Raw genomic sequence first — 14,103 nt, 5'->3', positions numbered from 1 at the left:
AGCCTTTATTTCCGCTGTCCATCACCTTGTGAAGCGGAAGAGGGCGGTTACCGCCGTGTCGTCACAGTCCCCCAGTAGCTCGAGCATCTCGACCGACCAAGACGGGCAGGGCAAGGACCCTGCTGCTGCCTTCGGTCCCAACGAGTGGCTCGTAGACGAGATCTATCAGCAGTACCTCCAGGACCCGAACTCGGTCGACCGAGCCTGGTGGGACTTCTTCGCCGACTACAAGCCAGGCGCGGGCGCCTCCCCGGCCGCCGCCCCGGCGAAGCCGGCGGGTGACGCAGCCGCGGGGGCCGCGTCCACCAGTGCTCCCGCTGCCCCGGCCGCACCTGCCCCGGCGAAGCCCGCGGCCCAGGCCGCGCCCGCCGCAGCGGCTCCGGCCGCACCCGCGAAGCCCGCGGCCACCGCTCCGGCCCCCGCCGCGAAGCCCGCGGCCGCCAAGGAGACCGCCAAGGAGCCCGCCGCCAAGGCGGAGCCCGTGGCCCCTGCCGAGGCGGCCCCGGCAGGCCCCGAGTACGTGACGCTGCGCGGCCCCTCGGCCGCCGTCGCGAAGAACATGAACGCCTCGATCGAGGTCCCGACGGCGACGTCGGTCCGCGCGGTCCCGGTGAAGCTGCTCTTCGACAACCGCATCGTCATCAACAACCACCTCAAGCGCGCCCGCGGCGGGAAGATCTCCTTCACGCACCTCATCGGGTACGCGATGGTGCAGGCCATCAAGGCCATGCCGTCGATGAACCACTCCTTCGTGCAGAAGGACGGCAAGCCGACCCTGGTCAAGCCGGAGCACATCAACTTCGGCCTCGCCATCGACCTGGTGAAGCCCAACGGCGACCGCCAGCTGGTCGTCGCGGGCATCAAGAAGGCCGAGACCCTGAACTTCTTCGAGTTCTGGCAGGCCTACGAGGACATCGTCCGCCGCGCGCGCGACGGCAAGCTCGGCATGGACGACTTCACCGGCGTCACGGTCTCGCTGACCAACCCCGGCGGCCTCGGCACCGTCCACTCGGTCCCGCGCCTGATGCCCGGCCAGTCGGTCATCATGGGCGTCGGCTCGATGGACTACCCCGCGGAGTTCCAGGGCACCTCCCAGGACACCCTGAACAAGCTCGGCATCTCGAAGGTCATGACGCTCACGTCGACCTACGACCACCGGGTCATCCAGGGCGCCGCCTCCGGCGAGTTCCTGCGGATCGTCGCGAACCTCCTCCTCGGTGAGAACGAGTTCTACGACGAGATCTTCAAGGCGCTCCGGATCCCCTACGAGCCGGTCCGCTGGCTCAAGGACATCGACGCCTCGCACGACGACGACGTCACGAAGGCCGCCCGCGTCTTCGAGCTGATCCACTCCTACCGCGTCCGCGGCCACGTCATGGCCGACACGGACCCGCTGGAGTACAAGCAGCGCAAGCACCCCGACCTCGACATCACCGAGCACGGCCTCACCCTGTGGGACCTGGAGCGGGAGTTCGCGGTCGGCGGCTTCGCCGGCAAGTCGATGATGAAGCTGCGCGACGTCCTCGGCGTGCTGCGCGACTCGTACTGCCGCACCACCGGCGTCGAGTTCATGCACATCCAGGACCCCAAGCAGCGCAAGTGGCTACAGGACCGCATCGAGCGCACGCACGCGACGAAGCCCGAGCGCGAGGAGCAGCTGCGCATCCTGCGCCGGCTGAACTCGGCGGAGGCCTTCGAGACGTTCCTGCAGACGAAGTACGTCGGCCAGAAGCGCTTCTCCCTGGAGGGCGGCGAGTCCGTCATCCCGCTGCTCGACGCCGTGCTCGACAGCGCCGCCGAGTCGCGCCTCGACGAGGTCGTCATCGGCATGGCCCACCGCGGCCGCCTGAACGTCCTCGCCAACATCGTCGGCAAGTCGTACGCCCAGATCTTCCGCGAGTTCGAGGGCAACATGGACCCCAAGTCCATGCACGGCTCCGGCGACGTGAAGTACCACCTGGGCGCCGAGGGCACCTTCACGGGCCTGGACGGCGAGCAGATCAAGGTCTCGCTGGCCGCGAACCCGTCCCACCTGGAGACGGTCGACCCGATCATCGAGGGCATCGTCCGCGCCAAGCAGGACATCATCAACAAGGGCGGCACGGACTTCACGGTCCTGCCCGTCGCCCTGCACGGTGACGCGGCCTTCGCGGGCCAGGGTGTGGTCGCCGAGACGCTCAACATGTCGCAGCTGCGCGGCTACCGCACGGGCGGCACGGTCCACATCGTCATCAACAACCAGGTCGGCTTCACCGCCGCCCCGGAGTCGTCGCGCTCCTCCATGTACGCCACGGACGTGGCCCGCATGATCGAGGCGCCGATCTTCCACGTGAACGGCGACGACCCCGAGGCCGTCGTCCGCATCGCGCGGCTCGCCTTCGAGTTCCGTCAGGCGTTCAACAAGGACGTCGTGATCGACCTCATCTGCTACCGCCGCCGCGGTCACAACGAGTCGGACAACCCGGCGTTCACGCAGCCGCTGATGTACGACCTGATCGACAAGAAGCGCTCGGTGCGCAAGCTCTACACCGAGTCCCTCATCGGTCGCGGCGACATCACCCTGGAAGAGGCCGAGCAGGCGCTGCAGGACTTCCAGGGCCAGCTGGAGAAGGTCTTCACCGAGGTCCGCGAGGCCGTCGCGCAGCCCGCGCAGGCCGAGGTCCCCTCGCCGCAGGCCGAGTTCCCCGTGCACGTCGAGACCGCGATCTCCCAGGAGGTCGTCAAGCGGATCGCCGAGTCCCAGGTCAACATCCCCGACCGGGTCACCGTCCACCCGCGTCTGCTGCCCCAGCTGCAGCGCCGCGCGACGATGGTCGAAGAGGGCACGATCGACTGGGGCATGGGCGAGACCCTCGCCATCGGCTCGCTGCTCCTGGAGGGCACCCCGGTCCGCCTGTCGGGCCAGGACTCCCGGCGCGGCACGTTCGGCCAGCGCCACGCGGTCCTCATCGACCGGGCGACGGGCGAGGACTTCACGCCGCTGATGTACCTCTCCGAGGACCAGGCGCGCTACAACGTCTACGACTCGCTGCTCTCCGAGTACGCGGTGATGGGCTTCGAGTACGGCTACTCGCTGGCCCGCCCCGAGTCGCTGGTGATGTGGGAGGCGCAGTTCGGCGACTTCGTCAACGGCGCGCAGACGGTGGTGGACGAGTACATCTCCGCCGCCGAGCAGAAGTGGAACCAGCACTCCGGTGTCACCCTGCTCCTGCCGCACGGCTACGAGGGCCAGGGCCCGGACCACTCCTCGGCCCGCATCGAGCGGTTCCTGCAGCTCTGCGCGCAGAACAACATGACGGTGGCCATGCCGACCCTCCCGTCGAACTACTTCCACCTCCTGCGGTGGCAGGTGCACAACCCGCACCACAAGCCGCTGGTGGTCTTCACCCCGAAGTCGATGCTGCGCCTGAAGGCGGCTGCGTCGAAGACGGAGGAGTTCACGACGGGCGGCTTCCGCCCGGTCATCGGCGACGCGTCGGTCGAGGCGTCGGCGGTCCGCAAGGTCGTCTTCTGCGCGGGCAAGCTGTACTACGACCTGGAGGCCGAGCGTCAGAAGCGCGGCGCCAAGGACACGGCGATCATCCGCATCGAGCGCCTGTACCCGCTGCCGGGTGCGGAGCTCCAGGCGGAGATCGCCAAGTACCCGAACGCCGAGAAATACCTGTGGGCGCAGGAGGAGCCGGCGAACCAGGGCGCATGGCCCTTCATCGCCCTCAACCTCATCGACCACCTGGACCTGGCGGTCGGCGCGGACATCCCGCACGGCGAGCGCCTGCGCCGCATCTCGCGGCCGCACGGCTCGTCCCCCGCGGTCGGTTCGGCCAAGCGTCACCAGGCCGAGCAGGAGCAGCTGATCAACGAGGTCTTCGAGGCCTAGCCCCGGCTGTCGTACGTGGGTGGGCCCGGCCCCGAGTCTGCGCGACTCGAGGCCGGGCCCACCGGCGTATCGGGACTTGTCCAGCGCCTACCATGAACGGGTAGCAGCCGTCCGCATCAGGAGCTTGAGTTGTACTTCACCGACCGTGGCATCGAGGAGCTGGAGAAGCGGCGCGGCGAGGAGGAGGTCACCTTCGAGTGGCTCGCCGAGCAGCTCCGCACCTTCGTGGACCTCAACCCCGACTTCGAGGTGCCGGTCGAGCGCCTGGCCACGTGGCTCGCGCGCCTCGACGACGAGGACGAGGACGAGGACGAGTAGCGCTCCCTCCGTCCCTCTCGTCTCCTCCGTCCCCTCAGCCCCCTCAGCCCCTCCAGTCGCCTCAGTCGCCTCAGTCGCCTCAGCCGCGCGCCCGCATACGGTCGTAGGCGAGCCCCGCCGCTCCCTGCGCCAGCAGCAGCGCTGCCGTCGCGGTCCAGCCGCCGCTGCGGCGCCGCACGGCCCACACCGCCAGCGGCAGACCCGCCGCGACCTGGGCGGCGGCCAGCGCCCGTGCCCTCGGCCCGCGCACCCAGGGACCGAGCGGCCCCTTGTCGACCTGGCCGAACTCCGCGCGCACCACGTCCCGCCAGCCGGGCCAGTCGACCTGCCGCACGCCCTGCCGGGCCCGCGCGGACTCCCGCAGCCGGTCGGCCGGTTCGCCGGGGCCGAGGCCCGGCGGCAGCGTGAGGCCCGTGCGCGTGAGGACGGCGAGGAGCCCGAGCATCCTGGCGCGCGCGTCGGCCTCGGTGTCGGGCCGGGTGAGTGCGTCCAGGGACTGCAGGTCCAGTACGGGGTCCAGGGCAAGGCGGGCGGCGAACGTCCGCATCGCCTCGCCCTCCCCGACGGGCGTCCCGTTGGCCAGCCACTCGTATCCGACGGTCCTGCGGAAGCCTGCGGCGAGGGTGTAGCCGGACCGGTCGCCGTCCCACCACAGGGCGAGCACGGGCCAGCCGGAGCCGACGGCGAGCGCGGTGGCCCACCCGGTCAGGACCCGGTCGACGGGCTCGTCGCCGTGCAGCCACGGCTTGCCCTCGGGGACGAGGACGCTCCAGCCGGATCCGGCCTCGGCGAGCAGCATCCGCTCGCGGAGCAGCTGGGCGGCGGGCTCGACGACGTCGGGTTCGGCCCGGCAGAGCAGCAGTGCTCCGGCTCCGGCGGCCCCGGCATCCACCGGGGCGCCGCCGGGCGGAGAAGCGTCGAACGACATGGCCCCACGCTAGGGCAGATCAGCTCATTCAGCGCATAACAGGTTCCGTTCAGCACATATCGGGCTCCATTCAGCGCACGACGGGCTCCGTTCGGTTCACTCTCCCGTGTGTCTTGACTTCCCGTATCCACGATATATCGTGAATGACAGAGAACGCGATATGGCGCGTCGCATCCGGCACGCCGAGGCCCGTCAAGGAGGTCAGCTCATGTCCGAGTGGTCCGTCGCCGAGCCCCGGAAGCTCACGTTCGACACCCCCGTGACCGCCCTGCACGTACGCATCGTCAACGGCACGGTGAACGTGGTGGGCACCGGCGAAGGTTCCGCCCGCCTTGAGGTCTCCGAAATCGAGGGCCCACCCCTGCGGGTCACCATGGAGGACGGCACGCTCACGGTCGCCTATGAGGACCTGCCCTGGAAGGGCTTCCTCAAGTGGCTCGACCGCAAGGGCTGGCGCCGCAGCGCGGTGGTCTCCGTGGCCATACCCGCCGGGTCCGACGTCGAGGTGGGTGTGGTCGGCGCGGGCGCGGTGGTCTCCGGCGTCGAGGGTCGCGCACAGGTGAAGGGCGTCACCGGCGACACGGCACTCCTCGGCCTCGCCGGGCCGGTCCGCGCGGACACGGTCTCCGGCAGCCTGGAGGCGCAGGGCGTCACCGGCGACCTCCGCTTCAACTCCGTCTCCGGCAACCTCACGGTGGTCGAGGCCGCGGGCCCCTCCGTCCGGGCCGACTCCGTGAGCGGCTCGATGATCGTGGACCTCGACCCGGCGGACACCCCGACGGATGTCGCCCTGACGAGCGTCTCGGGCGAGATCGCGATCCGGCTCCCGCATCCGGCGGACGCCGAGGTCGAGGTGGACACGGCGAGCGGATCGGTGTCGAACGCCTTCGAGGACCTGCGGGTCGGGGGCCAGTGGGGCGCCAAGCGGATCACCGGCCGGTTGGGCACGGGCCGCGGGCGGCTCAAGGCGACGACCGTCTCCGGCTCCATCGCGCTCCTGCGCAGGCCGCAGACGGAGGAAGATCCGTACGACGACGTCCCTCTCGACGTCGCCCCGGCGGACGCCGTCCCCACCCGGACAGACGATCCGAACCACGGCCCGACGGAATCCCCCACCGAAGGCCCGACCGCAGGTTCGACCGCTGGCCCGACCGCAGATCCGACCGCAGATCCGACCGACAAGAAGGTGCTCTGACATGTCCCCCGTGTTCGCCCACGGCCGCCTGCGCCTGTATCTCCTCAAGCTGCTCGCCGAGGCCCCCCGCCATGGCTACGAGGTGATCCGCCTCCTCGAAGAGCGCTTCCAGGGTCTTTACGCACCCTCGGCAGGCACGGTCTACCCCCGCCTCGCGAAGCTGGAGGCCGAGGGCCTGGTCACCCACACCACCGAGGGCGGCCGGAAGGTCTATGCCATCACGGACGCCGGCCGCGCCGAACTGGCCGACCGCAGCGGCGAGCTGGCCGACCTGGAGCTGGAGATCCGCGACTCGGTCGCCGAGCTCGCCGCCGAGATCCGCGACGGCGTCCAGGGGGCGGCCGGTGAGCTGCGCCGCGAGATGCGGGCGGCCGCCAAGGAGGCGCGTGCCACGAGCGGTGCGGCCTCGGCTCCCCCCTTCCCCGACCCGGCCGACTTCTTCGACGGGAGCCTGGGCGACAAGGAGAGCTGGCGCCAGGCCAAGGAGGAGTTCAAGCAGGCCAGGCAGGAGTGGAAGGAACAGGCCCGGCGGGCGAAGGACGAGAGCCGCCGCGCCCGCGAGGAGGCCCAGCGGGCCCGCCGCCAGGCCAAGGACGCCCAGGACAGGGCCCGCGCCCAGGCCCAGAAGGCCGAGGAGGAGGTCCAGCGCATCGCCAGGCGGGTCCAGGAGCAGGTCCAGGACCACTTCACGCGAGGCGACTGGCCGACGGGCGTACGAGAAGGCCTGACAGAACTGGCCAAGGAGTTCGGCGAGTTCGGCAGGGACTTCGGCCGGGACTTCGGCAAGGGTTTCGGCTCCCGCCCCGAGGAAGCCGCCGACAGGAAGGCCGCCGCCGGGGCCGGTCCCCAGTTCAGCGCCGCCACCGAGGACCTCCCCGTGGAGTACGCCCCCGAGTGGTCCCAGGAGGACTCCACGGGCAACCCCGGCAGAGACCTCGACCGCCTCCTGGACCGCTTCCGCGACGACATCCGTGACGCGGCCCGCGACCACGGGGTCACGGAGGATCAGCTCCGCGAGGCCCGCCGCCACCTGTCCCAGGCAGCGGCGCATATCGGCGCCACCCTCCGCACGCCAAGCCAATGACGAGGTCCCGCCCAGCAGGAGGCAGCACTCAAGGGGAGGCCACGCTCAAGGGGAGGCCGTACTCAAGGGGGGCCGCACTCATGAAGCCTCACCGAAGAGAATCCGCTCAAGCCCCGCGTACGTCACCCCGTGATCCGCGAGCGTCTCCGAGGTCACCCCGGGCCGGACCGTGAGCGCCAGAAGGATGTGGTGCCCCCCGATGACCCGGTCGCGGCGCGCGGTGGCGATCCGCAGGGACTTCACGAGGACTTCCTTGGCATCCCGGCCGAACCGGCCCAGCAGGCCCTTCCCAGAACCCCCACCCTTCCCCGACCCCCCGCCCTTCCCGGATCCCCCACGCCTCGCGGCGCCCGCACCGGCCAGCACTCCGGCCCCGTGCGCCTCTTCGACCCTGGAGACGATCTCGTCCACGTCGATGCCGAGCCCGGCGAGCGCTTCGGTATCGGCCTGCGAGAGCCCGCCCCTGCGCCGCGCCTCCCCGAGGGCCCGCTCGATCGACTCGCGCCGGTCAGCGGCCCCCAGCGCCGTCAGGGCGAACGCGGCGCGGCCCGCGCCGGGGCCCTCGTCGAGCTGGGCGAGGAGGGCGAGGAGGGCGAGCAGCAGGTGACCGTCGTCGACCGACGCGACACCCGCTCGCTCCGCCTGTTCGACCGCGCCCAGGACCACGGCGCGGGACTCTTCCGTGAATTTCTCGAACATCACTGCCTCCCGTACTTCTTGTGCACGGCCTGCCTGCTCACCCCGAGCTCCGCGGCGATCTCCTGCCACGACCAGCCCTGCTGGCGCGCGCTGCGCACCTGCACGGCCTCCAGCTGCTCCACCAGCTTCCGCAGCGCGGTGACGGCTCGCAGCCCGATCCGTGGGTCGCGATCGCCCGCGCGCTCGGCGAGATCCGTTGCTTCGGTCATACGTGTCAACTTACGTTGACGCGAGGACGGTGTCAACCAAAGTTGACGCGGGGTGAGGGGGTGGCGGTCATGGGGAGGCCGCGGGATCAGACCTCCAGGACGATCTTTCCGAACTGATCGCCCGACGCCAGCCGTTCGAAGCCCTCGCGGGCCCGGTCCAGCGGCAACACCTCGTCGATCACCGGCCGCACACCCGTGGCCGCGCAGAAGGCAAGCAGGTCCTCCAGCTCGTCCTTGGTGCCCATCGTCGAGCCGACGACCTTCAGCTCCAGGAAGAAGATCCGGGTGAGTTCGGCGTGCGAGGGCCGGTCGCCGCTGGTCGCCCCCGAAATGACCAGGGTGCCGCCCGGCTTCAGGGACTTGACCGAGTGGGACCAGGTCGCCGCGCCCACCGTCTCGATGACCGCGTCCACCCGCTGCGGAAGCCGCGCCCCCGCCTCGACCGCTTCCACGGCGCCCAGCTCCAGCGCCCGCTTGCGCTTGGCCTCGTCCCGGCTCGTCGCGAAGACCCGCAGCCCGGCCGCCTTGCCGAGCACGATCGCGGCCGTGGCGACACCGCCGCCCGCGCCCTGCACGAGCACCGAATCCCCGGGCCGCACCCCGGCATTGGTGAAGAGCATGCGGTACGCGGTCAGCCACGCGGTCGGCAGACAGGCCGCCTCCGCGAAGGACAGTTCCTTCGGCTTGGGCAGCACGTTCCAGGTGGGGACGGCGACGCGTTCGGCGAAGGTTCCTTGGTACTTCTCTGTGAGGATGGAGCGGCCCTCGCGGGGCCCGACGCCGTGCCCCGACTGTCCGATGACGGAGTGGAGCACCACCTCGTTCCCGTCCTCGTCGATGCCTGCGGCATCACAGCCGAGGATCATCGGCAGCTTGTCCTCGGCCAGGCCGACCCCGCGCAGCGACCACAGGTCGTGGTGGTTGAGCGAGGCGGCCCTGACGTTCACGGTCGACCAGCCGGGGCGCGCCTCGGGGGCGGGCCGCTCCCCCAACTCAAGGCCGTCGAGCGGCTGGTCACGGTCGATACGGGCAGCGTAGGCAGCGAACATGAGGTGACCCTAGGCGGCAGCGGCGCCCCGGCGGAACCTCGTACGGCTGTGACACGCGCCGCGCCCCCTGCCGCACGAAGTGCACGGCAGGGGGCGCGGCGGATGCTCGGACCCGGGGTCCCGGTGTCAGCTCCGGGCCACGCCCTCGGCACGGGCGGCCGCGGCGACCGCCGCCGTCACGGCCGGGGCGACCCGCTCGTCGAACGGGGAGGGGATCACGTAGTCCGCGGAGAGCTCGTTCCCGACGACGTCCGCGAGGGCGTCGGCCGCGGCGATCTTCATGCCCTCGGTGATGCGGGAGGCCCGCACCTGGAGCGCGCCCGCGAAGATGCCGGGGAAGGCAAGCACGTTGTTGATCTGGTTCGGGTAGTCCGAACGTCCGGTCGCCACCACGGCCGCGTACTTGTGCGCGACGTCGGGGTGGACCTCGGGGTTCGGGTTGGCCATGGCGAACACGAAGGAGTTCGGCGCCATGGAGGCGACGGCGGGCTCGGGGACGGTGCCGCCCGAGACGCCGATGAAGACGTCGGCACCGTCGAGGGCCGTCTCCAGCGAACCGCTGATCCCGGCCTTGTTGGTGAGCTCGGCGAGCTCGCGCTTGACCGGGGTGAGGTCGTCCCGGTCGCGGCTCACGATGCCCTTGCGGTCGGCGACCGCCACGTCGCCGAGTCCCGCTTCGAGGAGGAACTTGGCGATGGCGACCCCGGCCGCACCGGCGCCGGAGATGACGGCGCGCAGCTCACCGAGCGTGCGCCCGGTCAGCTTCGCCGCGTTCCGCAGCGCGGCCAGCGTCACGACGGCCGTGCCGTGCTGGTCGTCGTGGAAGACGGGGATGTCGAGCCGCTCCTGGAGCTTGCGCTCGATCTCGAAGCACCGGGGTGCCGAGATGTCCTCCAGGTTGACGCCGCCGAACGACGGCGCGAGACGCACGACCGTCTCGACGATCTCGTCGGCGTCCTTCGTCGCGAGGGCGATCGGCACCGCGTCCACGCCGCCGAACTGCTTGAAGAGAATGGCCTTGCCCTCCATCACGGGGAGGGAGGCCTCGGCGCCGATGTCCCCGAGACCGAGCACCGCGGTCCCGTCGGTCACCACGGCGACGACATTCGATTTCCACGTGTAGTCGTGGACGAGCTCCGGCCGCTCGGCGATCGCGCTGCACACTTTCGCGACGCCGGGCGTGTAAGCCAGGGACAGGTCGTCCTTGTCGCGGACCGGCACGGTGGCCTGCACGGCCATCTTGCCGCCGCGGTGCAGCGCAAACGCCGGATCGAAGGGCTCGTCTGCGCCCTCGTGATCCGTACTGCTGTCGCTGCGAGGATTGACGATCTCCGCTGCCACTTGTCTGACCCCTTAAGTCTTATTCATCAGTTGAGGGTGTCCACTCCCGGTTGAGAAGTGGGCGGGCACCGCGTCCGTTCCCCGCCTGTCGGCGGAGGGAGGTACGGACACGCGGGCGCGCCGCACACGCGCCCTGGGCCCCGGATGAGGGGTGTAGCCAACCTTTGTACCCGAAGGCAGTGGGCACGGGCGAGTGACATTGGTTGCAGCATGCTTGGCAGACGTCCCTCGAGGCCGGGCCGAATGTCACTGGGCCGCGCGCGTGACCTGTGGGACGGCACGCGGTGCCATCTTCGGTAGCGCCCATTCCGCGATCAAGAACCTGGTAACCGCTCTTTTCCGACATCAGCCCCCTCGCCCGTAAAAGCACGCTCTCCGCGCACCCCTAACGACCGATGTCCGAATTCTCCGAATAGTGCACTCCAGAGGTCCGCATAGCGAGATTCTCCGGATATCACTTGGTTAACAACGATTCGATCCGGCCCCCCTACGCCCCTGCCGTACCGGGATGGTGCGATTCGAGGCTCGCCCGTTATCCGATTTTGACATCTCCGGCACCCAGAATCGGACGGTCCGAATGGCAAGATGCCGTCATCACACGAGGTCGCGACACCCGAAGGTGTGTGCACGACTCATCGGCAACTCCCTCATCCGCCGGAGGACCCACCATGACCGCAAGCTCCATTTGTCGTAAGACCGTCGGCAAGTCCGCGAAGTCCCGGATTGCCGCGGTCGGCACGATCGCGGTCGTCGGCTCGCTGCTGCTTTCCGGCTGCGGCGACCAGACCAACGACAAGGAGAGCAACTCGGTCAGCAATGCCCCGCTCGCCGACAAGCTGCCCCAGGACATCCGCGACAGGGGCGTAATCAAGGTCGGGTCCGACATCGCTTATCCGCCGGTCGAGTTCAAGGACAAGTCCGGCAACACCGTGGGTATCGACCCCGATCTCGGCGAGGCCCTCGGCAAGCAGCTCGGCGTGAAGGTCGAGTTCGAGAACGGCACCTTCGACACCCTCATCGGCGGTCTGCGCTCCAAGCGCTATCAGATCGCCATGTCGGCCATGACCGACACCAAGAACCGCCAGGAAGGCATCGACGAGGAGAACGGCAAGAAGGTCGGCACCGGCGTCGACTTCATCGACTACTTCACCGCCGGCGTCTCGATCTACACCAAGAAGGGCGAGGACCAGTCCATCAAGACCTGGGCCGACCTCTGCGGCAAGAAGATCGTCGTCCAGCGCGGCACCGTCTCGCACGACCTGGCCAAGGCCGAGTCCAAGAAGTGCAAGGGCGGCAAGAAGATCTCGATCGAGCAGTACGACAACGACCAGCAGGCCCAGGCCCGGCTGCGCTCCGGCGCCGCCGACGCGGGCTCGTCCGACTTCCCGGTGGCCGCGTACGCGGTGAAGACCTCGGGCGGCGGCAAGGACTTCCAGCTGGTCGGCGAGCAGGTCGAGGCCGCCCCGTACGGCATCGCGGTCTCCAAGAAGAATCCCGAGCTGCGGGACGCCGTCAAGGCAGCGCTCGACGCGATCATCAAGAGCGGCGAGTACGGAAAGATCATCAAGAAGTGGGGCGTCGAGGCCGGCGCGGTCAAGGAAGCCAAGGTCAACGGCGGCAAGTGATCACCCTCCCCCTCCCTCCCCGTCGCTGAAAGGCCACTCACGTGACCCCCGACATCTCCAAGAAGGGCCCGGCGGACGACGTCCCCACGGCCCGCACCGCGGAGGCCATCAAGGCCATCCCGGTCCGGCACTTCGGCCGGTACATAGCCGCTGTCCTGGCGATCGGCGTACTCGCATCGATCGTGGTCGCCTTCGCGCAGGGCGACATCAACTGGGGCGCGATCCCCGACAACTTCTTCGACGAGCGCATCCTTAAGGGTGTCCGCGAGACGCTGATCCTCACCTTCCTCTCGATGCTCATCGGCGTGGTCGGCGGTGTGCTGCTGTCGATCATGCGGCTGTCGAAGAACCCGGTGACCCAGTCGATCGCCTGGTTCTACATCTGGTTCTTCCGCGGCACGCCGGTCCTGGTCCAGCTCTTCGTCTGGTTCAACCTCGGCTTCGTCTTCGACTACATCAACCTCGGTCCGATCTACAAGGACGAGTGGTCGGACTTCATGACGCCGATGCTGACGGCGCTGCTCGGCCTCGGCCTCAACGAGGCCGCGTACATGGCGGAGATCTGCCGCGCCGGTCTCCTCTCGGTCGACGAGGGCCAGACCGAGGCGGCGCACGCGCTCGGCATGAGCCACAACAAGACGCTGCGCCGCGTCGTGCTTCCGCAGGCCATGCGCGTCGTCGTGCCGCCGACCGGCAACGAGTTCATCAACATGCTGAAGACGACGTCGCTGGTCGCAGCCGTCCAGTACTACGAACTCCTCAAGTACGCCCAGGACATCGGCACCTCGTCGGGCGCGACGGTGGAGACGCTGCTGCTGGCCGCCTGCTGGTACCTGATCATGACGTCGATCCTCAGCGTCGGTCAGTTCTACCTGGAGCGGTACTACGCCCGCGGCTCGTCGCGCTCCCTGCCGGACACCCCCTTCCAGAAGATCAAGGCCAACATGCTGTCCCTCAACAGCCCGCGGGGAGGCACCGCATGACCGCCATGGTGAAGTCCGAAGGCGTTCACAAGTCCTTCGGCCACGTCGAGGTCCTCAAGGGGATCGACCTGGAGGTCAAGTCGGGTGAGGTCTTCTGCCTCATCGGCCCGTCCGGCTCCGGCAAGTCGACGTTCCTGCGCTGCATCAACCACCTGGAGAAGATCAACGCCGGTCGGCTGTACGTCGACGGCGAGCTGGTCGGCTATCGCCAGAAGGGCGACAAGCTGTACGAGCTGAAGGACAGCGAGGTCGCCCTGAAGCGCCGGGACATCGGCATGGTCTTCCAGCGCTTCAACCTCTTCCCGCACATGACGGCCCTGGAGAACGTCATGGAGGCGCCGATCCAGGTCAAGGGCGTCGCCAAGGCCGAGGCCCGGGAGCGGGCCGGAGAGCTCCTGCAGCGCGTGGGCCTCGCCGACAAGGCGGGCAACTACCCCTCGCAGCTCTCCGGCGGCCAGCAGCAGCGCGTGGCGATCGCCCGTGCGCTCGCGATGGACCCGAAGCTGATGCTCTTCGACGAGCCGACGTCCGCGCTCGACCCCGAGCTCGTCGGCGACGTGCTCGACGTGATGCGCGACCTCGCGGAGTCCGGCATGACGATGGTCGTCGTCACGCACGAGATGGGCTTCGCCCGCGAGGTCGGCGACAGCCTCGTCTTCATGGACGAGGGCGTGGTGGTCGAGTCGGGCCACCCCCGTGAGGTGCTGACGAACCCGCAGCAGGAGCGGACGCAGTCGTTCTTGTCGAAGGTGTTGTAGCAGCCGCGGCCCTGCGGGGGTTCGCAGCCGGGAGATC

General features: G+C 69.5%; 12 protein-coding genes. 7 read left to right on the top strand and 5 right to left on the bottom strand.

Annotation, left to right across the window (positions count from 1 at the left end; translation table 11 throughout):
• The first annotated feature begins 55 nt into the window (after positions 1–55).
• Both ABZ953_RS14640 and ABZ953_RS14635 read left to right on the top strand, forming a co-directional pair.
• On the top strand, positions 56–3,877 hold the full coding sequence (locus ABZ953_RS14640) for a multifunctional oxoglutarate decarboxylase/oxoglutarate dehydrogenase thiamine pyrophosphate-binding subunit/dihydrolipoyllysine-residue succinyltransferase subunit (protein WP_361722290.1): 3,822 nt from the start codon (positions 56–58) through the stop codon (positions 3,875–3,877).
• A gap of 129 nt (positions 3,878–4,006) precedes the next feature.
• Entirely contained in the window at positions 4,007–4,195 is a 189-nt protein-coding gene (locus tag ABZ953_RS14635; RefSeq protein ID WP_136236161.1) for a DUF6104 family protein, read from the top strand.
• A 79-nt stretch (positions 4,196–4,274) separates the two neighbouring features.
• Here ABZ953_RS14635 and ABZ953_RS14630 read toward each other — a convergent pair whose 3' ends face one another.
• Complete coding sequence (locus tag ABZ953_RS14630) at positions 4,275–5,123, bottom strand: hypothetical protein (protein ID WP_361722287.1); 849 nt, start codon at positions 5,121–5,123, stop codon at positions 4,275–4,277.
• 208 nt (positions 5,124–5,331) lie between these two features.
• On the opposite strand from ABZ953_RS14630, the gene ABZ953_RS14625 reads away from it, so the two are divergent.
• Both ABZ953_RS14625 and ABZ953_RS14620 read left to right on the top strand, forming a co-directional pair.
• The gene (locus ABZ953_RS14625; RefSeq protein ID WP_361722284.1) at positions 5,332–6,318 is read left to right on the top strand and encodes a DUF4097 family beta strand repeat-containing protein; all 987 of its coding nucleotides are present in this window, start codon (positions 5,332–5,334) and stop codon (positions 6,316–6,318) included.
• A gap of 1 nt (position 6,319) precedes the next feature.
• Positions 6,320–7,402 carry a helix-turn-helix transcriptional regulator gene (locus ABZ953_RS14620; RefSeq protein ID WP_361722281.1) on the top strand — a complete coding sequence of 361 codons (1,083 nt, stop codon included), beginning with the start codon at positions 6,320–6,322 and terminating at the stop codon, positions 7,400–7,402.
• Between the two features lie 78 nt (positions 7,403–7,480).
• On the opposite strand, the gene ABZ953_RS14615 is transcribed toward ABZ953_RS14620, so the two are convergent.
• The 4 genes from ABZ953_RS14615 to ABZ953_RS14600 all read right to left on the bottom strand — a co-directional run bounded on the left by ABZ953_RS14615 (position 7,481) and on the right by ABZ953_RS14600 (position 10,700).
• Positions 7,481–8,101 carry a Clp protease N-terminal domain-containing protein gene (locus ABZ953_RS14615; RefSeq protein ID WP_361722278.1) on the bottom strand — a complete coding sequence of 207 codons (621 nt, stop codon included), beginning with the start codon at positions 8,099–8,101 and terminating at the stop codon, positions 7,481–7,483.
• Positions 8,101–8,310 (bottom strand): helix-turn-helix domain-containing protein, encoded by a 210-nt coding sequence (locus tag ABZ953_RS14610; RefSeq protein ID WP_361722275.1) that lies wholly within the window; start codon positions 8,308–8,310, stop codon positions 8,101–8,103. The genes ABZ953_RS14615 and ABZ953_RS14610 overlap by 1 nt, the downstream gene beginning before the upstream one ends.
• A gap of 86 nt (positions 8,311–8,396) precedes the next feature.
• Entirely contained in the window at positions 8,397–9,359 is a 963-nt protein-coding gene (locus ABZ953_RS14605) for a zinc-binding dehydrogenase (RefSeq protein WP_361722272.1), read from the bottom strand.
• 126 nt (positions 9,360–9,485) lie between these two features.
• Complete coding sequence (locus tag ABZ953_RS14600; protein WP_361722269.1) at positions 9,486–10,700, bottom strand: NADP-dependent malic enzyme; 1,215 nt, start codon at positions 10,698–10,700, stop codon at positions 9,486–9,488.
• 668 nt (positions 10,701–11,368) lie between these two features.
• Between ABZ953_RS14600 and ABZ953_RS14595 the strand changes: the two genes are divergently transcribed.
• The 3 genes from ABZ953_RS14595 to ABZ953_RS14585 are packed head-to-tail and all read left to right on the top strand — an operon-like array spanning position 11,369 to position 14,066.
• Complete coding sequence (locus ABZ953_RS14595) at positions 11,369–12,325, top strand: ABC transporter substrate-binding protein (protein WP_361722266.1); 957 nt, start codon at positions 11,369–11,371, stop codon at positions 12,323–12,325.
• A 41-nt stretch (positions 12,326–12,366) separates the two neighbouring features.
• The gene (locus ABZ953_RS14590; protein WP_361722263.1) at positions 12,367–13,308 is read left to right on the top strand and encodes an amino acid ABC transporter permease; all 942 of its coding nucleotides are present in this window, start codon (positions 12,367–12,369) and stop codon (positions 13,306–13,308) included.
• The gene (locus ABZ953_RS14585; RefSeq protein WP_361722260.1) at positions 13,305–14,066 is read left to right on the top strand and encodes an amino acid ABC transporter ATP-binding protein; all 762 of its coding nucleotides are present in this window, start codon (positions 13,305–13,307) and stop codon (positions 14,064–14,066) included. Before ABZ953_RS14590 ends, ABZ953_RS14585 begins: the two co-directional genes overlap by 4 nt.
• Positions 14,067–14,103 lie beyond the last annotated feature (37 nt).

The organism is Streptomyces sp. NPDC046465, from assembly GCF_040646035.1.
GTDB lineage: Bacteria > Actinomycetota > Actinomycetes > Streptomycetales > Streptomycetaceae > Streptomyces.
Note: the sequence above shows the minus strand (reverse complement) of the source record. Positions and strands in the feature narration are given on the sequence as shown.